The following is a 24,053-nucleotide window of genomic DNA, read 5'->3' on the forward strand; positions in this document are numbered from 1 at the left end:
CCCGCGGGAATCGGCCGGGCACGCGGCATCCGTCCGATTCCCACGGGATCTCCGATTCCTGCGGAGCCGATCCGGAGGTCAGGCGGGGAGCTCGGCGAAGGCGCGCACGGGGAAGGTGCCGAAGCCCTCGACGGCGGGCGGCGCCGCGGTGAACCGCGCGCCGCGCGGCGGCAGCGAACCGAGGTTCGTGAGGTGCTCGACGACGTGCACGCCGGCGCCGAGCAGCAGCGAGTGCGCAGGCCGCTCGCCGCCCGACTCGGTGTCGTCGATGTTCACCGAGTCGATGCCGACGAGCACCGCCCCGGCGTCGATGAGCCACTGGGAAGCCTCGCCCGTGAGGAACGGCGCCCCGGCTCCGTACTCCGGCTGCCCGAACCAGCGGTCCCAGCCGGTGTGCAGCAGGACGGCCGCGCCACGCACGTCGCGATCGGCGAGCGTGGTGGAACGGATGCCTCGGCGCGAGGCATCCCACGCGTCCTCGAGGTGGAACACTTCGGCGCGCAGGCCCACCAGCGACGACAGGTCGAGGCCCGCCAGGTCGCTGCCGTCGGCGTAGCGGTGGAACGGCGAGTCGAGGTAGGTGCCGGTGTTGCCGATCATGTGGATGACGTCCATCGCGAACTCCGTGCCCGGCGCGTACCGGGCGCGCGAGTCCTCGCGGGTGAGGTGGGGCGTGATCGTGGGCGCGGGAAGGCCGGGGTAGGTCACGAGCCCGGCGCGGATCGGGTGGCTGAGATCCACCACACGCGTTCCGCCGGCGGCCGGGGAGGCGGCATCCACTCCCCTGCTGCCGCGGTGCGGCTCCTCGACGATGCGCAGGCCCCGTAGTTCCACCTCGTCGACGAGGGCCAGCCCGAGGTGCGCGATCAGCAGCTGCGCGATCCCGTCCTCCGTGGCGTCTCGGCTCGGAAGGTCGAGCCGGAACCCCGTGCCGGCGAGGCCACCGCCGTTGGCGAAGCGGATGTCGAAGTCGAAGTGGGCGCGGTACTCGGGCATGCGGTCAGCGTAGGGGCGCAGCATCCGTCTCCCACGGCTGGATTCGGAGAATGGCAGGCGACTCCCGTCAGACGGCAGGAATGCTCCGGCTACTCAGGGACGGACGAGCAGGTACCCGCGCGCGTCGTCGAAGCCGCCGATGACGAGGCCCTCGGCCAGGTGCCCGACGAGCTGCTCGCGCACGCGCGTGCGCCAGACCGCGGCATCCACCGGCGTCTCACGGCGGAGGGTCTCGATGTCGTGCGGGATCTCGACCGAGGCGACCACGCGCTCGTCTTCGGGGGTGGGCACCGGCGGCGCGGCGAGCGCCCACGAGACCATGATGCGGTCGGTCTCGTCGCCGCGGTTGACACCGTCGTCCATCGGGCCGTAGTGGTTCACGAGGTATTCGGTGACCCGCGTGCCCAGCACGCGGAGGTTGAAGTGGGCGTTGCGGGCGACGAGCGGGTCGAACGTCCACGTGATGTGGCCGACGCCCCGCGCGAGGCCCCACTCCTGCTGGTGCCGTTTCAGCACGCGGCCGAGCCCCTGCGCCTGGTGGTCGGGGAGGACGCCGGTGATGTGACTGTGCATCGAGCGCGCGGCGGGCTCCGCGAAGAACGCGACGGATGCCCCGACCATGCGCTCCTCGTCGTACAGGCCGACGGCGTAATTGCCGGCGTGGGCGAGCGCGCGCAGCAGGTTCGGCGGCATGCCGCCCCGGTCGCCGCCCCACACCTCGGCGAGCACAGCCGATGCGCGGTGGACCTCTTCGACGGTGTCGAGGAAGCGGATGTCGATGCCGGGCGGCGTCGCGGTCTCGGCCATGTGCTCACGGTACTCCGCCGCTCGGGCGTTTCGTCTCGCTCGTTCCTCGCACGCTCGACGACGGGGCGGGGGCGGAGCCCGGTGCCCGCAGCCCCAGATAGCCTGAACTGATGGGCACGGGTGACGAGGATGCGAGAAGAAGACTCACCCGGATGCCTCGCCAGGGCGCCATCGTGGCGGTCCTGGCGATCGCGGGCCTCGCGTCCTCCTTCATGTTCACGCTCGTCGTGCCCATCCAGTCGAAGCTGCCCGAGCTCCTGAACGCGAGCCGCGACGACACCGCGTGGGTCGTGACCTCGACCCTTCTCGCTGCCGCGGTGATGACCCCGATCGCCGGACGTCTCGGCGACATGTACGGCAAGCGCCGCATCGTGCTCGTGCTGCTGGCGCTGCTGGTCGCCGGATCGGTGATCGCCGCCGCCTCCCCCGGCATCGTCGGCGTGATCATCGGCCGCACCCTCCAGGGCGCCGTGACCGGCGTGATCCCGCTCGGCATCTCGATCCTGCGCGACGTGCTGCACGAAGACCGGGTGGACTCGGCCATCGCCCTCATCAGTGCGACGCTCGGCGTGGGCGGTGCTCTGGGGCTCCCGATCAGCGCGTTCATCACCGAGCGCAGCGACTGGCACGTGCTGTTCTGGGTCGCCGCCGGCCTCGGCGCGATCGTGTTCGCCCTCGTGCTGTGGATCGTGCCGGTGAGCGCCCTGCGCACGGGAGGGAAGTTCGACTACCTCGGCGCGGCCGGCCTCGCGATCGGCCTCGTCGGCGTGCTCCTCGCGGTGTCGCGGGGCAACGAGTGGGGCTGGACCTCCCCCGTGGTGCTCGCGTGCGGCCTCGGCGGCCTCGCCGTGCTGCTGCTGTGGGGCTGGTACGAACTGCGCATCACGGACCCGCTGCTCGACCTCCGCGTCGCGGCGCGGCGGCCCGTGCTGCTCACCAACCTCGCCTCGATCGCGTTCGGCTTCTCGCTGTTCGCGTCGAACGTGATCTACCCGCAGATGCTCGAGCTGCCGACCGCGGCAGGCGGGTTCGGCCTGTCGCTCGTGGCCGCGAGCCTCATCGTGATGCCGGCAGGTCTCGTGATGATGGTGCTCTCGCCCTTCTCGGGGCAGCTCGCGCGCACGGTCGGGCCGAAGCTGCTCCTCGTCGTCGGCGCCATCTCGCTCGTCATCACCTACGGATTCACCCTGCTGTTCGCGAGCGAGGTGTGGCAGATCCTCGTGGCGAACATCGGCATCGGCTTCGGTATCGGCTTCGGCTACGCGGCGATGCCGATGCTCATCATGCGCTCAGTGCCGCAGTCCGAGACGGGCGCGTCGAACGGCCTCAACGCGCTGTTCCGCTCGCTCGGCACCAGCACCGCCGCCGCCGTGATCGGCGCGGTGCTCGCGACGTTCGCGGTGGAGGTCGACGGTGTGCCGGTGCCCGATCCGGCGGCGTTCCACATCTCGTTCCTGCTCGGCGGCGGGGCCGCGCTCGTCGCGCTGCTGGTCGCGCTGTTCATCCCGCGCCACCACGCGCCCCAGGAGCGGCATCCGTCCCTCCCGGAGTGATCCGGGTCGCTCCGCCTCACCTGAGGAGCAGCACCTCGTCCTCAAATGAGGACCTGAGCCGATATGCGGAGCCAAACCGGCCGAACGCTCCTCAACTCGGCACAGGTCCTCAACTGAGGACCGACGTCTCGGCGACGGGGCGAGCGGGCGGGGGTCAGCCGCGCAGCCGCGCGAGCCTCGAAGAGCCCGGCGCCAGCCGCTCCGCCACGGCCACCGCCGACACGATCGCGCTCTCGTGGGAGTCGGCGTCGGCGGTGTACAGCCCCGCGAGCGACACCCCGTGCCGCCCCTGCAGCGGGCGCAGCCGTCGCTGCGCGTCGAAGTACTCGGTGTCGATGAGGCCGTGACGGTAGGTCGCGGTCGCGTAGAGCGGCTGCGGCAGCTCAGCGTCGTACGTCACCCAGCTCTTGAACACGTCGACCCCGCGCGAGGGGTTCCAGATCAAGAGCGAGCTGTGCGCAGCATCCGTCCGCACGTTCACGACCGACCACGCGCGCTCGTCGCGCGGCATCAGCCGCCGGTCGCCGTGGATCGCGATCGTCGTGTCGAAGTACCCGAAGCGCGCGAGCTGCGAGGTCACCTCGGCGAACTCCGGCAGCGGCGCCAGCAGATCGTGCGCCGTGCGCGCGTCGCACGCGAACACGAGATGGTCGAACGGATGCTGCGCCCCGGCCGCCTCGACGAGCAGCGTGCCGTCGGCATCCCGCGTGACGGAATCGACCGGCGCGCCCGTGCGCAGGCTCGCGCGCTCGAGCGAGGCGACGAGGGCGTCGACGTAGACGCGGAGCCCGCCGGGGATCTCGCTCTGCTCGGGCGGCGTCAGCCCGCGCGGGAGGTTCGCGCCCAAGTAGTACAGCGCGTTGTATGCGGCGAACCGGCGGAAGTCGGAGAGGTCGACGCACCAGAACGCGAGCAGCAGCGGGGAGAGGAAGTCGTCGACGAACGCCTTCGGCAGCCGCTCGCGCTCGACGTACTCCGCGATCGTCACGGTCGTGTCGTGCTCGGCGAGGAACGCGGGCAGGCGCGACAGGAACGCCCGGAAGCGCACCAGGTGGACGATCGCGCGCGGCGTGAGCGACGCCCACACCGGCTGGCCGCCCCGGAACGGCGGCATCGCGACCGGCCGCGTGCCGTCGACCTGCGTCACCGTCAACGTCGCCGGGTACGTCGTGCGGGGCACCTCGAGCTCGTCGAGCAGCCGGTTGAACGCCGCGTACGCGGCGCTGCGCGCGAAGAACTGGAACCCGGCGTCGACACGGAGCGCCCGGCCGTCGACTTCGATGTCGACCGTGTGCGCGTGACCGCCGAGACGGTCGTCCTTCTCGAACAGCGTGACGTCGTGGTCCTGCTCGAGCAGCCATGCGGCCGCGAGTCCCGCGGCGCCGCCGCCGATGATGCCGATCCGCATGTGCGTGCCGTTCTGTGAGCCCCCGCTCAGACTAGGGCGTTCGCCCCTGGGGCTATCGCGCCCGCGCACCCCGTCGCTAGCCTGACGTCAACCGGGGGCGACGGGAGCGGGCGATGGACGGACGTGAGCAGGGCTTTCAGGGGGACGACGCGACGCGGGGAGATCGCAAGCCCGAGCAGGTACCGGTCGGCCCGCCCGACGGGGCCACGGCCGCCGCGGATGCCACCCGAACCGGCACGGTAGCCGCCGCGAGCGGCACGGATGCCGCGGGCACCACCGCGCCGGAGGACGGCGCCGACCACGACACCCGGTTCTTCGGGCAGCCCTGGGCCCTCGCGCACATCTTCGGCGTGGAGATGTGGGAGCGGTTCAGCTTCTACGGCATGCAGGGGATCCTGCTCATCTACATGTACTACTCGGTCGCCGACGGTGGCCTGGGCATCCCGGAGGCGACGGCGACCGGCATCGTCGGCGCCTACGGCGGCACCGTGTACCTCTCGACGATCCTGGGCGCCTGGGTCGCTGACCGGCTGCTCGGCTCGGAGCGGGTGCTCTTCTTCAGCGCGTGGGTCATCATGGCGGGCCACATCGCCCTCGCGCTGCTCCCGAGCGTGTGGGGGCTGGGCGTCGGCCTCATCCTCGTCGCCGTCGGCTCGGGCGGGCTGAAGGCCAACGCGACCGCCGTCGTCGGCACGCTCTACTCCCCGAAGGATCCGCGCCGAGACGCCGGGTTCTCCCTCTTCTATCTCGGCATCAACCTCGGTGCGTTCCTCGGCCCGCTCGTGACCGGGTTCCTGCAGAGCAACGTCGGGTTCCACTGGGGATTCGGGGTCGCGGCGATCGGCATGGCGATCGGCCTCATCCAGTACTCGTTCGGACGCAAGCAGTTGCCGGCGTCGTCACGGGTGGTCGCGAACCCGCTCCCCTCGAACCGCCGGGGCATGATGATCGGCATCGGCATCGCGGGGCTGCTGCTTATCGTGGTGCTCGTACTCACCGGGGTCATCCGCGCCGATAACCTCGCCGGCGTCGTGATCCTCGTCACTCTTGCCGCTGCCATCGCCTACTTCTGCGTGATCATCTCGTCGCGCGCGATCAGCGGCGACGACCGCTCGCGCGTCATCGGGTTCATCCCGCTCTTCATCGTCAACGTCGGCTTCTGGTCGTTGTACCAGCAGCAGTTCACGGTGCTGACGATCTACTCCGACAAGCAGCTGGACCGCACGATCTTCGGCTGGGAGATGCCGGTGTCGTGGGTGAACTCGATCAACCCGATCTTCGTCATCATCCTGTCGGGCGTCTTCGCCGCCATCTGGACGAAGCTCGGCAACCGCGCCCCGTCGGCGCCCGTGAAGTTCTCGCTCGGCGCGATGATCATGGGCGTCGCATTCCTGCTCTTCCTGCCGTGGGCGAACGGCGCGCCGAACTCGACCCCGCTCCTGGCCATCGTGATGATCCTCTTCGTGTTCACGATCGCCGAGCTGTTCATCTCTCCTCCGGGTCTTTCGGTGACCACGAAGCTCGCACCCGAGCGGTTCCACACCCAGATGGTGGCGTTGTACTTCCTCTCGATCGCGCTCGGCACCGCGATCGCCGGCTGGCTCGCCCAGTTCTACGACCCGACGAACGAGATCCCGTACTTCACGCTCCTCGGCGGCATCGCCATCGTGCTGGGCCTCGCCCTGCTCGCCGCGGTCAAGCCGGTGCTGAAGCTGATGCGCGGCGTGCGCTGAGAATCACGGATGCTGCGGCCCGCGGCATCCTGGACCCACGCCGTCCGGCCACTGTCAGTCCGAGATGAGGGTGCCGCCGTCGATCACGATGTTCTGACCGCTCACGAACGCGCCGGCGGGCGACGCCAGCCAAACGACGGCGCCGGCGACCTCCGCCGGCGTCCCGAAGCGGCCGAGCGGCGTCTTCGCGAGGCGCACGAGGGCGGCGGACGGGTCGTCGGTGATCGGCCGCGCGAAGTCCGTCGCGATGACGCCGGGCGAGATCGCGTTCGCCCGGATGCCGCGTGAGCCCCACTGCACGGCCAGATTGCGGGCGAGCTGGGCATTCGCGGCCTTCGTGACGCCGTAGCCCGACAACAGCCGGTTGCCGCGCAGGCCCGAGAGGCTCGACATCACGATGAAGGCTCCTCCGCCGCCCTCGGCCACGACCGGCAGCGCGAGGTCGGCCAGCTGTGCGACTGAGCGCACGTGGAGGTCGAACATGCGGTCGAGCCGCTCGATGGCGTCGGCGTCCGGGTCGTCGAGCGCGGCGCCGGCGTTCGCGACGACGGTGTCGAGCCGCCCGAATAGCCGCACCACGGTGTCGACGACACCGGCGAGAGCCGCGGCATCCGTCACATCGCACGCGACGCCGATCGCATCGGCGCCCTGGCCGACGAGGTCCGCCGCGGCGCGCTCGGGCTCCGACGACGCCAGACCCGCGAGCACCACGCGCGCACCCGCTGCGGCGAGCGCCTCGGCAGCCGCGCGCCCGATGCCGGTCGCGGCCCCCGTGACCACGGCGACCTGACCCGCGCACGAGAAGAGCCGCGCGGGTGCGAGCGGCGAGGATTCCATGTGCTCATCCTCGCGCGCGAGGCGCCGGCGCGGGTTCGGGGATTCCGATGCGCGGCATCAGCGGATGCCGGTTCCCGCCGCCGTCACGGCGGGCTAGCGTCGCGTCCATGACCAGGTATCCGGGGCTCCAAGGACGCACGATCGTCGTCACCGGGGCGGGAGGCGGCCAGGGCGCCGCAGAGGCGCGCGTACTCGCGGAAGCGGGAGCACGCGTCATCGCCACGGATGTGATGGATGCCGGCACCGCCGTTACTTCGAGCGTCGAGTACCGGCGGCTGGACGTGTCGGACGAGCGAGACTGGACGGCTCTCGCCGCCTCCCTGGCGGAAGTGCTCGACGGCGAACCTCTCCGCGGTCTCGTGAACAACGCCGGCATCACGCATCGTGCGCGGCTCGGCGCCGTCGAGCGTGCGGATTGGGACCGGGTGCTCGCGGTCAACCTCACCGGGCCCATGCTCGGCATTCAGGCGCTCGCGCCGCTCATGGGCCTGGGCTCGTCGATCGTCAACATCGGCTCGTCGGCGGCGCTCAATGCGCACTACCCCGTGGCGTACACGACGTCGAAATGGGGGCTTCGCGGCCTCACCCATGTCGCGGCGACGGAACTCGGGGCGCGAGGCATCCGTGTCAACGTCGTGCACCCCGGCTTCATCGAGACGCCCATGACCGCGAACGCACCCGAGGCGATGCGCGCGGCGCAGCTCGCCCTGACCCCGCTGGACAGGCTCGGGCAGGCGGACGAGGTCGCCGAGGCGGTCGCGTTCCTGCTGTCGGACGCCGCGTCGTATCTCACCGGAGCGGAGATCCCCGTCGACGGCGGTGCGACGTCGTCGGCCGGGGCCAAGTTCATGGCCGACCGCATCGCGGGCCGCTGACTTCGACCGCCACAACTCCTCAGAATCGGCGCCGCCTGCCCAGAACCGGCGCCAGGGCCCGTCCGCCGCTCGGATCTGAGGAGTTTTGGCGACGTCCGCCCGGTCAGGACCCGAGCGGGGTGCGGCCCTTCGCCCGGGCGGCACGCTCGGCGCCCGCGAGGATCTCCGAGTTGAAGAACTCCTGCTGCAGGATCACCGCGCCGTCCTGCACGCGGATCAGGTGCACGAACGACTGCGGGTAGGGCTCACCGAGGAACCGCGCCTCGTCGACCATCCGGCTCGTCACGAAGAAGAGACCGGGGTCGACGCAGTCGTGGATCACGAGGTCGGTGTGCACGACGCTCTCGAACATGCCGGCGTTCGCGTGGGTGTTGGCGACGATGTCGTCGCGGCCCTCCCACCGCGTCTTGGGCAGCTCGGACGGCGCGAACGGCAGCTCCTTCACGCCGTCCGGGTGCCACAGGGCGATCCGCTCGGCCGGGTTGTCGAGGTTCGAGGTGAAGAACGCCTCGACCACCGCACGGTTCGCGGCGCGGAGCGCGGCGTCCGCGCCGGTCACCGCGCGACTTCCTCGACCCGCGCGGCGTCCAGCTGCTCGACGAGCTTGCGGGCGCCGCGGACGGCGATCGCGACGCTCATGAGCGTCGGGTTCATCGCGTTCGCGGTCGGGATCGTCCCGTTGCCGCCGACGACGAGGCCGTCCACCCCCCAGACGCGCGACCACGGATCGGCGACCGAGGTGCCGTCGTCGGCCTCGCCGACGCGGTAGGTGCCCATGTAGTGCAGGCTCGAGCCGTTCGGCAGCAGCCGCGGCTCGGCCACGAACCGGCCGAGTGCCCGCCCAGCGCGGCGCAGCCGCTCTGTCGCAGCGGCGATCTCGGCGTCCTCGGCGTCCGTGAGCGCGTACTCGATCGTCATGTTCGGGAAGCCGCGGTAGTCGGGCTCATCGTCGTCGAAGGTGACGGCGTCCTCGTACCGCGGGCGCTTGCGCATGCCGTAGCCCATGTTGACGTAGCCCCACTTGTTGCCGGCCGCAGGGTGCGAGGGGTCGAGCTCGAAAGGCGGGTTCTCGGCGTACATGACCTGCAGGGCGAAGGGGTGGTCGGGCTCCGAGAACGGGATGCGATTGACCGCCGCGACAGGGTCGGCGGGATTGTGCGCCCGCCGCGCGAGCTCGTCCTCCAGGTCTGCCTCGGTCGCGAACCGGCTGATCTTCTCGGCGTCGATCGCCACCGTCGAGATGACGACGGGATGCTCGGTGAGGTAGTGGCCGAGGGCGGAAGGACGGATGCCGGAGGCCCACAGCAGCTGCGGAGTGCGGAAGGCGTCCGCGGCGACGACGACGGCGTCGGCCTCGAACGTGTAGGTCTCGTGCGTGCGCAGGTCCTCGACCGTCACGCCCGTGACCCGATCCCTGTCGCGCTCGATCCGTCGCACGAGCGACAGGTCGCGCAGCTCGAAGCGCTCCGCCAGCGGTGAGGCGGGGTCGATGAGCGGGCCGAGCACGACGTCGGCTCCGGCCCAGCGCATCGAGCCGTCGGGCTGGGGGTCGCCGGCCACGGGGAGCGTGCTCGGGCGGTAGCCCTCCGGCAGCTCGGCCGCGAACTCCTCCTCCAGGAGCGAGCGGATGCCGCCGCCCACGGCGGAGTCGGCGAACGCCGCACTCTGCACGTGCAGCAGGTCACCGGCGGCGGAGATGAGGTCGTCCCATTCGGCGTCGGCGATGAAGGGGATCTTCTCGCTGAACGCCGGCGATGGCGTCGCGCACGTCCAATGGGCCCCCTGGCCGCCGACGTTCGTCGCGGCGGCCGCCGCGGGGAAAGTGGCGGCGCGCGCGGATCCCGGCCCGCCGAAGTCGAGGAGGTGCGTCCCCTGCCGGGCCGTGAACATGCCCTCGACGACGACACCGGCGGGGATGCCGAGGCTCTCGCGGAACGCGCCGGACTGCGGCCCCTGCGACATCTCGCGGGCACGGGCCTTCTTGTCGGGGTCGGCGATGTTGCGGACGCTCTCCCCGGGGATCGCGGTGAGCTGCGGACCCGCCTCGAACATCACGACGCGCGCGTCGGGGCTGGTCTCGAGGATGACGCGGGCGTACGCGGAGCCGATCGGGCCGGAGCCGACGATGGCGACGGTGGGGGTGGACGACATGGGAGTACCTCTTCTGGTCACGCGGTGAGGGGTTCGGAACGGGGTGCCGGTGCGGGCTCGGACTCGTCCGAGAGGCGACCGGCAGGAAGGAGTACGGCGGCGACGACGCCGGCGGCGTAGGTGACGGCGAGCGCCGCGAACACGGGAGCGAAGACGCCGCTGTAGATCCCGGCGACCTGGTTCTGCACCACCGCGGACGCGTCGTGGACGAACTGTGGCGTCAGGGTCGCGGCATCGAGCGACGACGGGAGCAGCGCCGCGACGCCGAAGCCGATCACACCGCCGATGATCGCGGTCGCGACGGTCGAGCCGACCTGGCGCACCAGGTTCACCGTCGCCGTCATGCTGCCGGTGTCGCGACGCGGCGCCGCGCTCTGCACGACCGCGATGACGAGACTCATGAAGGCGCCGGTCCCGACCCCGACGACGGCCATGAGGATCATCGGCACCCACAGCGGCAGTCCCACCGGAAGGACCGACATGGCGAACAGCCCGGCGGCGCTCAGCGCGGTGCCCGCGATGCAGTAGACGCGGTAGTGGCCGGTGCGGCTCACGAGCCACCCGGTCGCGAGATTGCTCACCAGCATCCCGAACACGGTCGCGATGGGCACGAGACCCGACACCGTCGCGCTCGTGCGGTAGGCCATCTGGATGTACGTGGGCAGATACGCCGTGATCGAGAACAGGCCGATGCCGATGATGGCCGACAGCACTGTGCCGACCGCGATGGTCCGGTCGGCGAAGAGCCGCAGCGGAACCAGCGGTTCGGGCGCCCGCAGCTCGATGAGGAAGAACGCGGCGAACGCCATGCCCGCCACGACGAAGGCGACGACGGATGCTGCAGCCAGCGCGGGATCGCCGATCCACGTCACCGCGAGCACCAGAGCGACCATCGCGATCGCAAACGAGACGGAGCCGCCGACATCGAACCGGCGCCGGCCGAAGCCGGGCAGATGAGGCACGGCGACGAGCGCGAGCAGGAGCGCGGCGACGCCGAACGGGATGTTGATCCAGAACACCCAGGACCAGCCCCAGTAGTCCGTGATGAGCCCGCCGAGCACGGGGCCGACGAGGATCGCGACGGGGAAGGCGGCGCCGATGATCGCGAGATACCGGGGCCGCTCGCGCGGGGTGGTGACACGGGCCACGATCGTCTGCGACATCAGGTGCAGGCCCGCCGAGCTCATGCCCTGCACGACCCGCGCGGCGATCAGCTGCGGCATGTCCTGCGCGAAGCCGCACGCGAGCGACGCGACGAGGAACAGCACCAGGGACACCAGGAACACGGCGCGCGGTCCCACCGCGTCGCCGAGCTTGCCGAGCACCGGCAGAAGGACGGTGCTCGCCAGCGTGTAGCCGACGACGACCCACCCCATCTGGGCGAGGGCGCCGAGTTCTCCTGCGACGGTCGCGAGGGAGGTCGACACGATCGTGTGGTCGAGGGCTCCGAGGATCGCGACCGTCAGAAGGGAGACGATCAGGAGGCGAAGCCTCCACGGTGACATGCTCATACGCGTTCTGGCCCGTACGACCGGGCGATCGACGCGACGGGGTGTGCCCCTGGGCGGCCTCGCCACAGGGAACGGGCCCACGCGGGCCCCGACGTCACTGTCGATTCTAGCCATGCTTTAGTCGAAAAACAACTAAAGAATCAAGAACGCTGCCTTGCACGGGTGCGGGGGCGCGCCGCGGGGAGTGCGGGCGCGGGCACCGCCGCGCCCACGGTCCCGACGAGCTCGCCGATGCCCTCGACGGTCATGCGCACTTCGTCGCCCTCGCGCAGAGCGGGGATCGTCGAGCCCCTGCCCCACAGCTCGCCGAGGCACCCGCCGTTGCCGACCGTGCCGCTGCCGAGCACGTCCCCCGGGACGACCCGGGAGTTGCGCGAGGCGTACGCGACCAGCTCGGCGAACGGCCAGCCCATGTTCGACACGAGGTCCTCGCCGACGAGCTCGCCGTTGATGCGCACCTCGGCGCGGATCGCGAGGAAGCCGTCGGCGTCGACGTACTGCTCCAGTTCGTCGGCCGTCACGATCCACGGACCGAGACTGGTGCCGAAGTCCTTGCCCTTCGCCGGCCCGAGGCGCACCTTCATCTCGCGCGACTGGATGTCGCGCGCCGACCAGTCGTTCATGATCGTGTAGCCGAAGATGCGCGGGGCGGCGTCCGCCGCCGTCAGGTTCGCCGCGCCGACCCCGGGCGCGTTGCCGACGACGACCGCGACCTCGAGCTCGAAGTCGAGGCGCTCGGTGACCGGCGGGGCCACAGGCTCGTCCGGGCCGAGGATCGTGTGCGGGTTCGTGAAGTAGAACGTCGGCGCCTGGTACCACTGGGGCACGACCTCGCTCGTGCCGTCTACCGACGCGCTCACCCCCTCGACATGCTCCTCGAACGCGACGAAATCACGGACGGATGCCGGGACCACCGGCGCCAGCAGCCGCACGTCGGCGAGCGCCGTGCCGGGTTCACCCTTCACCCGGCCGAACGCGGCGTGCGCAGCATCCAACCCCCCGGCGAGGATGTCGGCGACGGTCTGACCGTCGGGGAACGCGACGACGCGATCGCCGATGACGAACCCCTCGACAGGCTCGGGGACCGCGGAGCCGGCCGAGGCGCCGTCGAGCCAGCGTGCGATCCTCATGCGGAGACCTTCGTGCGCAGCAGCTCGTCGGCGTTGCCGGCGAGGATGCGGTCGGTGATCTCGGCCGGGAGGTCGGCCGAACGCACGAACGTCACCGGGTCGTCGAGTCCCATGTCGAATGGGAAGTCGCTGCCGAGCACGACGCGCGAGCCCCCGGCGACCTCGACGAGGTGGCGCACGGCGATGGGGTCGTGCACGACGGTGTCGAACCACAGCTTCTTCAGGTAGCTCGACGGCTCGTGCGCGCAGCGCCGCGCCTCGGGACGCACCCGCCACGCCCGGTCGGAACGGCCGATCGCGAATGGCAGGTAGCCGCCGCCGTGGGCGACGACGATCTTGAGCCCCGGGTGCCGGTCGAGCACACCCGCGAAGATGAGGTGCGAGAGGGCGACGGCGTTCTCGGTCGGCTGTCCGACCGTGTTCGAGAGGTAGAAGCGATCGAGGCGCTCGTCGAGACTGCATCCGAACGGGTGCAGGAAGATCACGCAGCCGAGCTCGGCGGCGCGCGCCCAGAACGGCTCGAGCCGCTCGTCCGACAGCTCGACGTCTCCGGCGAACGACGAGATCTCGACACCCGCCAGGCCCCGGCCGAGCACGGCATCGTCGAGGTACTCGACGAGGTGCGCCGGGTGCTGCAGCGGCACGACGCCGAGGCCGACGAGGCGGTCGGGCGCCTGGGCGACGTGCTCGGCGATGAGCCGGTTCGTCTCCCCCGCGATCCACCCCGACAGTCCCTCGTTCGCCCACGGGTAGAAGTGGTTCGGCGAGACGCTGACCCACTGCCGGTCGACGCCCTGCTCGTCCATCGCGGCCAGTCGGGCGTTGACGTCGGTGAGCTTCGGGATCCGGGCGCCGATCATGGCGCCCGACGCCTGCAGGCTCTCGACGCCGTTGCGCCGGCGCTCGAGATCGGCGGCCGCGGCGACTTCCTCAGGCGCGCGGCGCTCGACCTCGGCGTGCAGCGCGGGCAGCAGCAGATGCGCGTGGACGTCGGTGATCATGCGGGCACCGCCATCTGGTGGGCGACGCCGAACATGAGACCGGCGACGTCGGAGTCCCGCACGCCGTCGAGCTGCCACTGGCCGAGCTGGACGGATGCCTCGACCACGGCCTTCGCGCGCGGCAGCCGGCGCGCGTGGAACTCGTCCCACAGCGCCGCGTCGACGGCGTCGCGTCCGGCGAGCAGCTCGGTGAGCACCAGCGCGTCCTCGAGGCCCTGCGCCGCGCCCTGCGCGATCGTCGGAGGGCACGAGTGCGCGGCGTCGCCGATGAGCACGACGCGACCGCGGTTCCACGGTCCCTCGACGATGTGCTTCGTGAACCACGTGTAGTTCGCGTGCGCCCCGCCCTCGAGGTCAGCGCGGATCGAGTTCCACGGGCCGTCGTAGGCACGCGACTCCTCGAGCATGATGCGGGTGGCGTCCTCGTCGGAGATGTCGAAGCGGTCCTGCGCCTTCTCGACGAGGAAGGCGTACATCGTGTCGTCGCCCGTCGGGGTGTAGCCGGCGATGTAGACCGGACCGCCGTAGTACAGCTCGCTGCGGACGACCTCGGCGGGCCGCGAGACGAACGAGCGCCAGATGCCCATGCCGGTCGGCTCGGGCTTGGTCTCGATGCCGATGAGCCCGCGGACGGCGGAGTTCAGGCCGTCGGCGCCGATCAGCAGGTCGTACGTGCCGGCGGAGGCGCCGTCGACGAAGACCTCGACGCCGTCGCCGCTCTGCTCGAGGCCCGTGACCTTGGCGCCGAAGCGGACGTTCGCACCCGCCTTCTGCGCGTGGTCGAGGAGGATGCGAGCCAGTGCGGGCCGCGGCATCCCCATCGCCGCCGGATAGTCGGGTCCGCCGGTCTTGACGTCCGGAAGCTCGGCGACGATCGGCGCACCCGGCCCGGGCGCGCGCAGGTTGAGCCCCTCGAAGGGGTAGCCGGCGGCGCGGATGTCGTCCCACGCGCCGAGTGCGTCGAACACGCGCAGGGCGTTGCCCTGCAGCGAGATGCCGGACCCGAGCGCGCTGAGCTCGGGCTTCGCCTCGAAGACGTCGACCTCGACGCCGGCCTTGGCGAGCTGGATGGCGGCGGCGAGTCCACTGACGCCGCTTCCGGCGATCGCGACCTTGTTCACTGCGGTCATGTCAGAACCTCTCTGTTCTTTGTGTCTTCGGGGTTTAGAGAATCGCGACGGGGTTGATCGGCGAGCCGACCGCCCCCGTGATCGGCAGAGGTGCCGCCGACAGCAGGAAGTCCCAGCGCCCGCGCGCCGCGCACGCGTCGGCGAGGGCGTCGAGATTCCACATCTCGCCGATCGTGAGTCCCATGTTCGGGATCACGACCTGGTGCAGCGGCTGGAAGGCCGGCGCGTCGAACTCGTTGGGTCTCACCTCGAAGCCCCACGTGTCGGTGGCGATCGCGGCGATCTCGGTGCGGTGCAGCCACCCGGCCGTGGTGAGCGACAGACCCGGCGCCGGGCCGCCGGCGTATTCGCCCCAGCCGTCGCGGCGGGTGCGGGCGTACTGCCCCGTGCGCACCAGCACGATGTCGCCGCGGCCGACCCGGCTCGAGGCGCCCTGCGCGGCGATGGTCGCCTCGAGGTCAGCGACGGTGATGGCGTAGCCGTCCTCGAGTTCGCCGGTCTCGGGTCGCAGGTGGCGGCCGACGTCGAGGAGGACACCTCGAGAGACGATGACGGATGCCGCGTGCTCGATGCCCGTGACGAGGTCGCCGTCGCTCGTGACGACGTCGCCCGCGCGCCGGCCGTTCCAGGCGTTGCCGTGGTCGAAGATGTGGCCGAGTCCGTCCCACTGGGTGGAGCACTGCAGCGGCATCGCGATCACGTCGTCGGCGCCGCCGATGCCGTGGGGGAAGCCCTGGTTGCCGCGCTCGGCGTCGGTGCCGGTGTCGGTCATGGTGTGCACCGGGTTGGTGCGCCGGCGCCACCCCTTCTGCGGGCCGTTCGTGTCGAACGCCTGCGCGAGCGAGACGACCTCGCCGTCCTGCACGAGGGCGGCGGCCTCGACGCGCTTCGCGGCATCGATGAAGTTGAGCGTGCCGAGCACGTCGTCCTGACCCCAGCGGCCCCAGTTGCGGAATGCCTCGGCGCGCGCGGCGATCTCGGCTGCGGGGTTCTGGCGGTCGAGGTCCGCGGGGCTCTCGCTCGGCGCGCTCATACCGCCGGTCCTTCCGCGAGGCAGCGGACGACCTGGGTGCCCAGGCCCGAGATGGAGCCGGTCATGACGTCGCCGTCCTGGAGGAACCTCTTCCAGTGCTGGCCGTTGCCGGGAGGGCTCCCCGTGAGGAGCAGGTCACCGGGCAGCAGGGTCGTCGTCTGCGACGCGGCGGAGATGAGCGCCGGGATGTCGAAGAGGAGGTCGCTCGTGGAGCCGTTCTGCATCGTGTCGCCGTTGAGATCGAGTCGCACCGTGAGGTCCTCCCCCGTGACGAACGGCGCCGGCACCAGGAAGGGACCGGTCGGGAGGAAGCCAGGGGCGTTCTTGGAGCGGAACCAGTCCGTGCCGATCTCCTTCATGTCCTTGCGGAACACGAGATCGCGCGTGGTGACATCGTTGACGATCGTGTAGCCGGCGACGTGATGCAGCGCATCCTCGCGGGAGACGCGGAACGCCTCGGTGCCGATCACGACGGCGAGCTCGAGCTCCCAGTCGTGCACCTCGCTGTAGCCGGGCAGCACGAGCGGCACGTCGTCGCCGACGACGACGGTCGGCAGTCCGAGGAAGAAGTACGGCTCGCCGTTCGCACGGCGGTCGTCCATCATCTTGGCAGCGAACTCGCGTGCCTCCTCGGGCGAGCGGGACGGGTCCTGCGTGAGGCCCGCCACGACCAGCTCGATGACGTGCTCGCGATAGTTCGCGCCCGCCTGCACCACCTGCCGCGGCTCGACCGGGGCGGTGAGCACGACGTCGGCCAGCGGCATCCACTCCCCGTCTTCTGCGGCCAGGGCGCGGAGGCGGTCCCAATCGGGGTGCGCCAGGAAGGCGTTGAGGCCGGCGGCGCCGAGCTGGTCGTCGGAGACCGCGCGGATGCGGTCGCCGGCGACGAGCCCGAGACGCACGGAATCGCCGTCGCGGAAGCGAGCGAGGGCGAAGGGGGCGGTCAGTCCGTGTGACGACGTCGTCATGTTCTCTCCAGATCCGTGGTTCGGAACGTGGTGCGAGGGTGGGGACGCCCGCGGCATCCCCACCCTCGAGCCTGTCAGCCCTGGCCGTGCTTGGCGTACGGGTTCAGCAGGGCGTCCTTGATCTCGTCCGGAACGCCCTCCTCCGTCGCCGACGGGCCGTCGGCGGGCGGGAAGGACTCCGTCATCGACATCGGCATGGCGCTGTTGCGGTAGAAGTTGTTCGACCCCTGCGACGGCTTCCACGTGTTGGCCTCCCAGTCGGGCACGTAGTTGCGGTAGCCGCCGGTGTTGAGCTCGATCCGCAGGCTCGAGGGCTCGCGGTAGTAGAGGAAGTTCTGCTCGCCGATGCCGTGGATCGACGGGCCGTACTCGATCGGGTAGCCGTTCTCGCCGAGGACGTCGGCCGCGATGAGCAGCTCCTCGCGGGTGTCGACCCAGAAGGCGTAGTGGTTCACGCGGCCGGCGCGGGTCGAGCCGTCGAGGACGACGCCGAGGTCGTGCGACTTCTCGTTGGTCGTGAGCACCGAGAACACCGAGATCGGCGCCTCGTCGAGCTGCGTGCGCGCCATGAAGCGGAAGCCGAGCACGTCGACGTACCACTGGACGAACGCGTCGACGTCGCTGGTCGCGATCGTGACGTGGTCGAGCTGGCGCGGGGCGCCTGCGACCTTGCTGCGACGCGAGGGGCGGTCGGGGTAGATCGACGCGGCGTCGCCCTCGGTGTCGTGGTGGCGTGTGACGTCCCAGTGCAGGGTCAGCGTGTGGCCCCACGGGCCGGTGAACTGGTAGGAACGGCCGATCTTGTGGACGTCGATCCACTCGCCCTGGATGCCGGCGGCCTCGACGCGCTTGGCGGCCTCCTCCAGCGCCTCGGGGCTCGAGGTGCGCCACGCGGCGGTCACGAGACCCGGCTCGTCGCCCGGCACGACCACGACCGAGTAGGCGTAGTAGTCGCCCCAGCAGCGGAGGTAGACGGCGCCGTCGACGCGGTCGACGACGGTGAGGCCGACCTGGTTGACGTAGAAGTCGACGGATGCCTCGACATCCGGCGACGTGATGGCCACATACGACAGATGTGACAGAAGCTTGATCATCTTCGATCCCTTTCGGTGAGTCATCGGGGTGATCCCGTCAACCACTTTCGCCGAACTCGGGCATATCGAGGAATCCCATATCGGCTATCCCTCGGATCACCGACGTTTATGCGGGGGACGCGGCACGGAGCGCCGCGGCGAGCGCCGTGTCATGGCGCAGCTCCGCAAGATCGGAGGGTCGCTCGGCCGTGCGCACCGCCGAGATCGCGCGGCGCAGGGCGACGCGCTCGGAGCTCTCGAAGAGCGCGGGGAGGATGCCTCGACCCGCGGCATCCGTGATGGCCACGACCGTGTCGAGATCGGCGTCGACCTCGACGCGCGTCGGGGCGATCGAGGTGATCCGCACGCGGCCGGGGGACGGTGCGCCCGGCTGCACGGCGGCGACGATCGACACGGCGGAGCCCTGCTCGGATTCGAAGAGAGCGAGCACGCGCCCGCCCCACGATTCGGTCGTCCGCGGCGCGAGCGGAGCGCCCACGATGACCCGCGCCCACCCGATCCCGTCGCGCAACGCCGGACCGAGCGTGCGCGCGGGCGCATGGCACTCGACGACGAGCGCGCCGGGAGCCGGGAGCTCCTCGATCGACACGCCCGCTGCGGCGACCATGTCGGCGCGGAGCAGCGGGCGCTCCACGATCACGGGGGTGGCACCGGCGAGCGAGGCGAGAGCATCGAGGGCCTCGATCGGGACGACGGCAGGCTGCGCGACGACGACCGCCGCCGCGCCGGCGGCGATCGCGTCCGAGGCGGCCACCCACCACGCGTCGGCCCCGGGGACGACGACGAGGGCGCCCTCGACGTCACGGCTCGCGACTGCGCTCTCGGGCAGCTCGGCCACCGCGACGCGGTACGCGTCGAGGTCGGTGCGAACGGGCGTCGTCATGCTGCGGCTCCGATCAGCTCCGCCGCGGCGTCCGCCAGCCCCAGGGCGTAGCGGGCGTCGTCGAGCAGTTCGTCGTACTCCACCGGCAGGCCGGCGTCGAGCAGCTCCGCGAGGGCGCGCCACTCCGCGACGTATCCGTCGGCGGGATCGTGTGCGTAGATCGTGTCGCGGCCGTCCGCCGCGCGCACGCGCACCCGCGCTCCGCCGGCGTGCACGAACGGGGGCGGGAAGCTGACGTCGAGCCGATCGGAAGCTGTCGCGACGGCGATGCGCCAGAGCGTGTCGGCGCCCTCCGGGAGCATCACCGTCGTGAGCTGGACCGGGACCCCGCCGGCCACGAAGCCGACCGCGTACCCGAGCGGGGGCAGCGCCCGCGCGAAGACGACGCGCTCGAAGCGCGGGACGAGATCGCGCACGAGCGGCAGATCGTGGATCGCGAGTCCGGTGAGAAGCTGACGCACGACGCCCGCCGCCACCTCTGGGCGCGTGAGGTCGGGCCCGCCCCGCCCGCCCGCCGCGACGGGCAGCTCGGTGACGAGCTGGTGATACCGCGTGTTGGGCGCCAGCGCGAGCGTGACGGAGATCGAGATGACCGGCCCGCCCGACGCCGTGAGGTGATGCTTGGCCCGGCCCCACGCCGGGTCGAAGTAGTGGTTCGTGCCGACGATGAGCGGCACGCCGGCGCGGCGGCACGCCTCGACGGCCTCTTCCGCCTCGGCGACGGTCGTGCCGATCGGCTTCTCGCAGAACACCGCGCGCTTGCCCGCGGCGACGGCCGCGATGATCTGCGCCGCATGCTGGGCGGGCGGGCTGCAGATCGCGACGACGTCCGCCTCGGGATCCGCCATGATGGCCTCGGCGCCCGTCGACGATCGGGCACCCCCGCGCGCCGCGAGTGCGGCCGCCCGGCCGCTGCCCCCGTCGGCGACGTGCACGACGCGGAAGGCGTCGCTCAGGCGCGCGAGGGTCGGAAGATGCAGTGCCGCCACTCCGGGACCCGCACCGATGATGCCCACACCACGAGCCATGGACGCCTCCTTACTTCGGCTGGAAGCGTACCTAAGTGTGAAGTCGTTTGACTATAGGTGTCACGATTTCCGTGTCTCGTGCGCGGTGTTATGTAAGAATCGACCATGGCCAGAGAGTCCACCCTGCGGTTCGGCGCACAGACCGACGAGATGACGAGCCTTCTCCGCATCGTCAACATGGTTCGCACCGGCGAGGCCGCGACCCGCCCCGAGATCGGCCGGGTGACCGGTCTCGGCCGCGGCGTCGTGACGCAGCGCGTCGACCACGCGATCGAGATGGGCTACCTCGCCGACGGCGAGTTCGGCCCCTCGTCGGGCGGCCGCGCACCGCGCACCCTCCGCTTCCGCGGCGACGCCGGACGCATCGTCGTCTGCGCCCTCGGCGCGCTCCACATCCACGTCGGCGTCGCACTCCTCGACGGCGACGTCATCGATCAGGAGCATTCGCCGTGGGACATCGCCCGCGGTCCCGCGGAGACGCTCGACAAGGCCCTGAGCATGATCGACGAGGTGCTCGCGCGCACCCCGGACGTGCCGGTCTGGGGCATCGGCGTGGGCGTGCCCGGCCCGGTGGACTTCGACAGCGGTCGCCCGGTCGCACCGCCGATCATGCCCGGCTGGAACGGCTTCGATGTGCGGCGCCGCTTCGAGCAGCGCTACGACGCCCCGGTGTGGGTCGACAACGATGTGAACCTGCTCACGTTCGGGGAGCGCGCCCGCCGCGACGACGACCGCCTCGATCTGATCTACTGCAAGATGGGCTCCGGCATCGGCGCCGGACTCCTCTCGCACGGGCGCATCCATCGCGGCGTCAACGGCGCGGCCGGCGACATCGGCCACGTGCGGGTGCGCGATTCGGATGCCCTCTGCCGCTGCGGCAAGATCGGATGCCTCGAAGCCGTCGCCGGCGGGTGGGCGATGATCCGCGACGCCCTCGCCGAGATCGAGGCCGGCGCCACGGGTGTGCTCGCCACCGCCGTCGCCGACGGGGAGGAGCTCACGCCCGAGCTCATCTCGATCGCGGCCGAGAACGGCGACGCGCTCGCGATCCGGCTCGTGCAGCGCTCGGCCCGCGTCGTCGGCGAGTCGATCGCCGCGCTCGTCAACATGTTCAACCCGTCGGTCATCGTGATCGGCGGCGCCATGGCCGGCGCCGGAGAGCTGCTGCTGGCCGAGGTGCGTCAGCGCGTCTACGAGCTGTCGCTCCCCCTCGCCACGCGCGACCTGACGATCGCGCAGTCCGTCAACGACCGGCGCGAGCCGCTGCGCGGCGGTGTCGAGATGGTGCGCGAGCAGCTCTTCGAGGTCACCTTCCCCCGCTGGTTCGGCGACGGGCGGCCCACGGTCGTGGCGATCCGCGGTGCGCTCGAAGCAGTGGCGTAGGACTCTCGTCATCGCCGGAAACTTCTTATAGAAATCGACAAAAGCGTGTAGCTTCCTGTCTGAAGCCGGCTCTGCCGGTGCCGACACAAGGGAGTGAACACGATGGCGTTGCCGCTGCTGCTGGACGATGCGCTCGTCGCGACGGATTCGGGCTTCGCCCTGCACATGAGCCTGCCGTGGATCCGGTCGATGCCCCTCGCCGCCGTGACCGACATCGCGGTGAAGGTCGACGGGACCCCCGTCTCCGTCACGGTCCGGCTCGATGAGCGCGAGGTCGAACCCGACGCCCTCCAGGCTGAGCAGGGCTGGTGGTTCATCCAGGACCGGCTCGAACTGCGCGGCGAACGGATGCTGCCTCCCGGCGCCCACGACATCTCGGTGTCGTTCGTGCTCGTAGTGCCGTATCTCCAGGCCGGGCCGTCAGGGCCGCTCGCCCTGCCGTTCCGCGCCGAACGGCCGCTCGTCGTCGGGGACGCAGCATCCACTCGCCCGCACTCGACCGCCGCGCCGGCGACGGTCCACGAGCCGGCGCGTGCGCCGCACGACGAGGTTCCCGGCGAGTGGACCGTCTCGGCCAGTGCGTTCAACTGGACGCCCGAGGTGATCCGCGCCGAACGGACGGCCGACGACATCGCGATCGGCGTCGTCGCGGACGGCGTCGCATCGACCATCGAGATCGAGGCGGGTCAGGTGTGGCGCTCGTTCCCCGCGCCGACGGGCGCAGAGGTGGATGCGTTCCGCGAGCGTCTGGCCGCGGAGGGCGGCGCCGTGACGATCGTCGGAGCGAGCCTCGACGACTGGATCTCGCCGACGCGCCGACGCACCGAGCGGGAGCGGCTCGCGTTCCTCGTGCCGCAGCTGCGGGCGGCCGCACGGCTCGGCGCGCGCGGCGTGCGCGTGCCGTTCGGTCAGGCGGGGCCCGAGCTCCTGCGCCTCGCCCAGCCGGTCCTGCACGAGTTGGACGTGGTGCTCTACGAGGAGATCCAGGGCCAGCAGACGCTCGACCAGCCCGCGGTCGCGGCCAACTTGGAGCTGCTGCAGGGGCTCGATGATCCCCGCATCCGCGTGCTCGTCGACATCAGCCTGCTCATGCCCTCGCTGCCGCCGTCGTACCTCGACGAGCTCCGCCGGGGCGGCGTCGACGACGAGCTGGTGCACCGCCTCGAGACCGAATGGCGCGCGCCCGAGACCCACCAGGCGGTGATCGCCACGCTCCGGGAGGGACGCGTGCCGCCCGCCGTCCACACGCTCTTCATGAATCTGCTCGTGCGGTTCGGTCGGTCGGACGTCGCCGACCTCGAGCCGCTGCTGCCGCTCACCGCCGGCGTGCACCTCAAGTTCTGGGATCTCGACGACGCCGACGACCGCGTCTCCGCGCCGATCGCGGACATCGGAGCGGCCCTGCGTCGCACCGGCTTCACCGGCACCCTCACCAGCGAGTGGGGCGGCCACGAGTGGCTCGACACCGATCCGGCGGCGACGACCCGCGCGCACCTCGCGCTTGCGCAGCGCGCACTGTCGGCCGTGGGCACGGCCCGCTGACCGCGGGTCGCTCGACGACGCGAAGGGGCCGGACGCGACGCGTCCGGCCCCTTCGTCGTCCCGCGACTCAGCCCTCGTGGTTGTAGTACGGCCACGGCAGGAAGCGCCGCTCACCACGACGATCCGGGCCATCGAGCGTGATCTCGCCGATCGCCGCCCACTCGACGCCCCGCGGGAACATGCGGATGAACTCGATGCGGCGGAACGTGTCGATGTCGTGGCCGATCGTGATGGTGAACGACCGGCCGGTGCCGTACTCGTTGATCCAGGCGATCGGCTGATCCGTGTTCATGCCGGGGAGCGCAGCGATGCCCTCCGGCGGGATCTCCACCGGGTAGTGCGACATCGGCCACATCGGGGCCTTCTCGTACGACTCGAGGTCGTCGTACGTCGTGAGGAGCACCTGTGCGCCCTCGGCGATCTCGACGCCGGTGAGGATGTCGTCGCCGGTGACCGTCCACCGGGCGCTGATGCCCTCGGTGATCGCGTGCCGCGGCTCGACCGTGTCGAGCTGCGCCTCGCCCCACGGCCGGGGCCGCAGTCCCCCGGCGACGGTGAGGCGGGAGCCGCGCATGACGTTGTACTCGTCGGGGTAGCCCCAGTCGTCCTCCTGCGCGGCGGACCCGTGGAACCACACGATGCCCTTGCCGTCGTCATGGACGAACTTCAGGAGCGCAGCATCCGTCTCCGCTCCGAAGCCGACCGCCTTCTCGTGGTAGCCGTCGCGACCTTCGAACACGACGATGACGACGTCGTACTTGTCGATGATGTCGGCGCCGAGTCCGCGTGGATCCTCGACGATGCGGACCCGGAAGCGCCCGGTGTCTTCGAGCAGGGTCGTGAGCCACTGGTTGTGCTGGCGGAAGCTGCGGAACTCGTTGTCGTGCTCGCGGGTCATGTGACCCGACAGGATGAGCGCGTTCAGGACATCGGTCATGCGGAACACTCCTTCGTGCAGGGCGTGCGAAGGCACGCCGAAGGACGCCCCGG

The 24,053-nt window shown here is 71.1% G+C and carries 21 protein-coding genes; 5 read left to right on the forward strand and 16 right to left on the reverse strand.

Features of this window, described 5'->3' with window-relative positions; genetic code table 11:
* Window positions 1-78 precede the first annotated feature (78 nt).
* Window positions 79-996, reverse strand: coding sequence for a cyclase family protein (locus tag ACLBXX_RS04825; protein WP_447657054.1), 918 nt, complete (start codon window positions 994-996; stop codon window positions 79-81).
* Window positions 997-1,089: 93 nt separating this feature from the next.
* Window positions 1,090-1,803 carry a GNAT family N-acetyltransferase gene (locus ACLBXX_RS04830; protein ID WP_447657055.1) on the reverse strand — a complete coding sequence of 238 codons (714 nt, stop codon included), beginning with the start codon at window positions 1,801-1,803 and terminating at the stop codon, window positions 1,090-1,092.
* Window positions 1,804-1,955: 152 nt separating this feature from the next.
* Between ACLBXX_RS04830 and ACLBXX_RS04835 the strand changes: the two genes are divergently transcribed.
* Window positions 1,956-3,356 (forward strand): MFS transporter, encoded by a 1,401-nt coding sequence (locus tag ACLBXX_RS04835; protein ID WP_447657056.1) that lies wholly within the window; start codon window positions 1,956-1,958, stop codon window positions 3,354-3,356.
* A gap of 154 nt (window positions 3,357-3,510) precedes the next feature.
* On the opposite strand, the gene ACLBXX_RS04840 is transcribed toward ACLBXX_RS04835, so the two are convergent.
* Window positions 3,511-4,764: an FAD-dependent oxidoreductase gene (locus tag ACLBXX_RS04840; protein WP_447657057.1), complete on the reverse strand. Its 1,254-nt coding sequence runs from the start codon at window positions 4,762-4,764 to the stop codon at window positions 3,511-3,513.
* 113 nt (window positions 4,765-4,877) lie between these two features.
* On the opposite strand from ACLBXX_RS04840, the gene ACLBXX_RS04845 reads away from it, so the two are divergent.
* Window positions 4,878-6,497 carry a peptide MFS transporter gene (locus ACLBXX_RS04845; protein ID WP_447657058.1) on the forward strand — a complete coding sequence of 540 codons (1,620 nt, stop codon included), beginning with the start codon at window positions 4,878-4,880 and terminating at the stop codon, window positions 6,495-6,497.
* A 54-nt stretch (window positions 6,498-6,551) separates the two neighbouring features.
* On the opposite strand, the gene ACLBXX_RS04850 is transcribed toward ACLBXX_RS04845, so the two are convergent.
* Window positions 6,552-7,334 (reverse strand): SDR family NAD(P)-dependent oxidoreductase, encoded by a 783-nt coding sequence (locus ACLBXX_RS04850; protein WP_447657059.1) that lies wholly within the window; start codon window positions 7,332-7,334, stop codon window positions 6,552-6,554.
* 107 nt (window positions 7,335-7,441) lie between these two features.
* Here ACLBXX_RS04850 and ACLBXX_RS04855 point away from each other — a divergent pair, with 107 nt between their 5' ends.
* On the forward strand, window positions 7,442-8,209 hold the full coding sequence (locus tag ACLBXX_RS04855; RefSeq protein WP_447657060.1) for an SDR family NAD(P)-dependent oxidoreductase: 768 nt from the start codon (window positions 7,442-7,444) through the stop codon (window positions 8,207-8,209).
* A 103-nt stretch (window positions 8,210-8,312) separates the two neighbouring features.
* Here the strand turns inward: ACLBXX_RS04855 and ACLBXX_RS04860 are convergent, their stop codons facing one another.
* The 11 genes from ACLBXX_RS04860 to ACLBXX_RS04910 all read right to left on the reverse strand — a co-directional run bounded on the left by ACLBXX_RS04860 (window position 8,313) and on the right by ACLBXX_RS04910 (window position 20,138).
* Entirely contained in the window at window positions 8,313-8,768 is a 456-nt protein-coding gene (locus ACLBXX_RS04860; RefSeq protein ID WP_447657061.1) for a nuclear transport factor 2 family protein, read from the reverse strand.
* Window positions 8,765-10,360 carry a GMC oxidoreductase gene (locus tag ACLBXX_RS04865; RefSeq protein ID WP_447657062.1) on the reverse strand — a complete coding sequence of 532 codons (1,596 nt, stop codon included), beginning with the start codon at window positions 10,358-10,360 and terminating at the stop codon, window positions 8,765-8,767. Before ACLBXX_RS04865 ends, ACLBXX_RS04860 begins: the two co-directional genes overlap by 4 nt.
* Before the next feature lie 17 nt (window positions 10,361-10,377).
* On the reverse strand, window positions 10,378-11,865 hold the full coding sequence (locus ACLBXX_RS04870; RefSeq protein WP_447657063.1) for an MFS transporter: 1,488 nt from the start codon (window positions 11,863-11,865) through the stop codon (window positions 10,378-10,380).
* A gap of 146 nt (window positions 11,866-12,011) precedes the next feature.
* A complete protein-coding gene (locus ACLBXX_RS04875) occupies window positions 12,012-13,001 on the reverse strand; it encodes a fumarylacetoacetate hydrolase family protein (protein WP_447657064.1) in 990 nt (329 codons plus the stop codon).
* Window positions 12,998-14,002 (reverse strand): amidohydrolase family protein, encoded by a 1,005-nt coding sequence (locus tag ACLBXX_RS04880; RefSeq protein WP_447657065.1) that lies wholly within the window; start codon window positions 14,000-14,002, stop codon window positions 12,998-13,000. Before ACLBXX_RS04880 ends, ACLBXX_RS04875 begins: the two co-directional genes overlap by 4 nt.
* Window positions 13,999-15,132 carry an FAD-dependent oxidoreductase gene (locus ACLBXX_RS04885; RefSeq protein ID WP_447657066.1) on the reverse strand — a complete coding sequence of 378 codons (1,134 nt, stop codon included), beginning with the start codon at window positions 15,130-15,132 and terminating at the stop codon, window positions 13,999-14,001. The genes ACLBXX_RS04880 and ACLBXX_RS04885 overlap by 4 nt, the downstream gene beginning before the upstream one ends.
* A gap of 34 nt (window positions 15,133-15,166) precedes the next feature.
* A complete protein-coding gene (locus ACLBXX_RS04890; RefSeq protein WP_447657067.1) occupies window positions 15,167-16,165 on the reverse strand; it encodes a cyclase family protein in 999 nt (332 codons plus the stop codon).
* Entirely contained in the window at window positions 16,162-17,133 is a 972-nt protein-coding gene (locus ACLBXX_RS04895; protein ID WP_447657068.1) for a fumarylacetoacetate hydrolase family protein, read from the reverse strand. Before ACLBXX_RS04895 ends, ACLBXX_RS04890 begins: the two co-directional genes overlap by 4 nt.
* A gap of 74 nt (window positions 17,134-17,207) precedes the next feature.
* The gene (locus ACLBXX_RS04900; RefSeq protein WP_447657069.1) at window positions 17,208-18,227 is read right to left on the reverse strand and encodes a VOC family protein; all 1,020 of its coding nucleotides are present in this window, start codon (window positions 18,225-18,227) and stop codon (window positions 17,208-17,210) included.
* 106 nt (window positions 18,228-18,333) lie between these two features.
* Window positions 18,334-19,110 carry a hypothetical protein gene (locus tag ACLBXX_RS04905; RefSeq protein ID WP_447657070.1) on the reverse strand — a complete coding sequence of 259 codons (777 nt, stop codon included), beginning with the start codon at window positions 19,108-19,110 and terminating at the stop codon, window positions 18,334-18,336.
* Window positions 19,107-20,138 carry a Gfo/Idh/MocA family oxidoreductase gene (locus ACLBXX_RS04910; RefSeq protein ID WP_447657071.1) on the reverse strand — a complete coding sequence of 344 codons (1,032 nt, stop codon included), beginning with the start codon at window positions 20,136-20,138 and terminating at the stop codon, window positions 19,107-19,109. The genes ACLBXX_RS04905 and ACLBXX_RS04910 overlap by 4 nt, the downstream gene beginning before the upstream one ends.
* A 105-nt stretch (window positions 20,139-20,243) precedes the next feature.
* Between ACLBXX_RS04910 and ACLBXX_RS04915 the strand changes: the two genes are divergently transcribed.
* Window positions 20,244-21,521, forward strand: a complete 1,278-nt coding sequence (locus ACLBXX_RS04915) for an ROK family protein (protein WP_447657072.1) — start codon at window positions 20,244-20,246, stop codon at window positions 21,519-21,521.
* A gap of 102 nt (window positions 21,522-21,623) precedes the next feature.
* Complete coding sequence (locus ACLBXX_RS04920) at window positions 21,624-23,063, forward strand: hypothetical protein (protein WP_447657073.1); 1,440 nt, start codon at window positions 21,624-21,626, stop codon at window positions 23,061-23,063.
* Between the two features lie 67 nt (window positions 23,064-23,130).
* On the opposite strand, the gene ACLBXX_RS04925 is transcribed toward ACLBXX_RS04920, so the two are convergent.
* Window positions 23,131-24,000 carry a ThuA domain-containing protein gene (locus ACLBXX_RS04925; RefSeq protein WP_447657074.1) on the reverse strand — a complete coding sequence of 290 codons (870 nt, stop codon included), beginning with the start codon at window positions 23,998-24,000 and terminating at the stop codon, window positions 23,131-23,133.
* Window positions 24,001-24,053: the final 53 nt, after the last annotated feature.

The organism is Microbacterium sp. C23T (assembly GCF_053345975.1).

Bases quoted from the DNA above. Each gene is read 5' to 3' on its own strand.
- ACLBXX_RS04865 (WP_447657062.1), bottom strand. From the start codon at position 10,360: ATGTCGTCCACCCCCACCGTCGCCATCGTCGGCTCCGGCCCGATCGGC.
- ACLBXX_RS04895 (WP_447657068.1), bottom strand. From the start codon at position 17,133: ATGACGACGTCGTCACACGGACTGACCGCCCCCTTCGCCCTCGCTCGC.
- ACLBXX_RS04890 (WP_447657067.1), bottom strand. From the start codon at position 16,165: ATGAGCGCGCCGAGCGAGAGCCCCGCGGACCTCGACCGCCAGAACCCC.
- ACLBXX_RS04870 (WP_447657063.1), bottom strand. From the start codon at position 11,865: ATGTCACCGTGGAGGCTTCGCCTCCTGATCGTCTCCCTTCTGACGGTC.
- ACLBXX_RS04915 (WP_447657072.1), top strand. From the start codon at position 20,244: ATGGCCAGAGAGTCCACCCTGCGGTTCGGCGCACAGACCGACGAGATG.
- ACLBXX_RS04850 (WP_447657059.1), bottom strand. From the start codon at position 7,334: ATGGAATCCTCGCCGCTCGCACCCGCGCGGCTCTTCTCGTGCGCGGGT.
- ACLBXX_RS04880 (WP_447657065.1), bottom strand. From the start codon at position 14,002: ATGATCACCGACGTCCACGCGCATCTGCTGCTGCCCGCGCTGCACGCC.
- ACLBXX_RS04830 (WP_447657055.1), bottom strand. From the start codon at position 1,803: ATGGCCGAGACCGCGACGCCGCCCGGCATCGACATCCGCTTCCTCGAC.
- ACLBXX_RS04925 (WP_447657074.1), bottom strand. From the start codon at position 24,000: ATGACCGATGTCCTGAACGCGCTCATCCTGTCGGGTCACATGACCCGC.
- ACLBXX_RS04835 (WP_447657056.1), top strand. From the start codon at position 1,956: ATGCCTCGCCAGGGCGCCATCGTGGCGGTCCTGGCGATCGCGGGCCTC.
- ACLBXX_RS04875 (WP_447657064.1), bottom strand. From the start codon at position 13,001: ATGAGGATCGCACGCTGGCTCGACGGCGCCTCGGCCGGCTCCGCGGTC.
- ACLBXX_RS04855 (WP_447657060.1), top strand. From the start codon at position 7,442: ATGACCAGGTATCCGGGGCTCCAAGGACGCACGATCGTCGTCACCGGG.
- ACLBXX_RS04920 (WP_447657073.1), top strand. From the start codon at position 21,624: ATGGCGTTGCCGCTGCTGCTGGACGATGCGCTCGTCGCGACGGATTCG.
- ACLBXX_RS04900 (WP_447657069.1), bottom strand. From the start codon at position 18,227: ATGATCAAGCTTCTGTCACATCTGTCGTATGTGGCCATCACGTCGCCG.
- ACLBXX_RS04825 (WP_447657054.1), bottom strand. From the start codon at position 996: ATGCCCGAGTACCGCGCCCACTTCGACTTCGACATCCGCTTCGCCAAC.
- ACLBXX_RS04845 (WP_447657058.1), top strand. From the start codon at position 4,878: ATGGACGGACGTGAGCAGGGCTTTCAGGGGGACGACGCGACGCGGGGA.
- ACLBXX_RS04885 (WP_447657066.1), bottom strand. From the start codon at position 15,132: ATGACCGCAGTGAACAAGGTCGCGATCGCCGGAAGCGGCGTCAGTGGA.
- ACLBXX_RS04840 (WP_447657057.1), bottom strand. From the start codon at position 4,764: ATGCGGATCGGCATCATCGGCGGCGGCGCCGCGGGACTCGCGGCCGCA.
- ACLBXX_RS04910 (WP_447657071.1), bottom strand. From the start codon at position 20,138: ATGGCTCGTGGTGTGGGCATCATCGGTGCGGGTCCCGGAGTGGCGGCA.
- ACLBXX_RS04905 (WP_447657070.1), bottom strand. From the start codon at position 19,110: ATGACGACGCCCGTTCGCACCGACCTCGACGCGTACCGCGTCGCGGTG.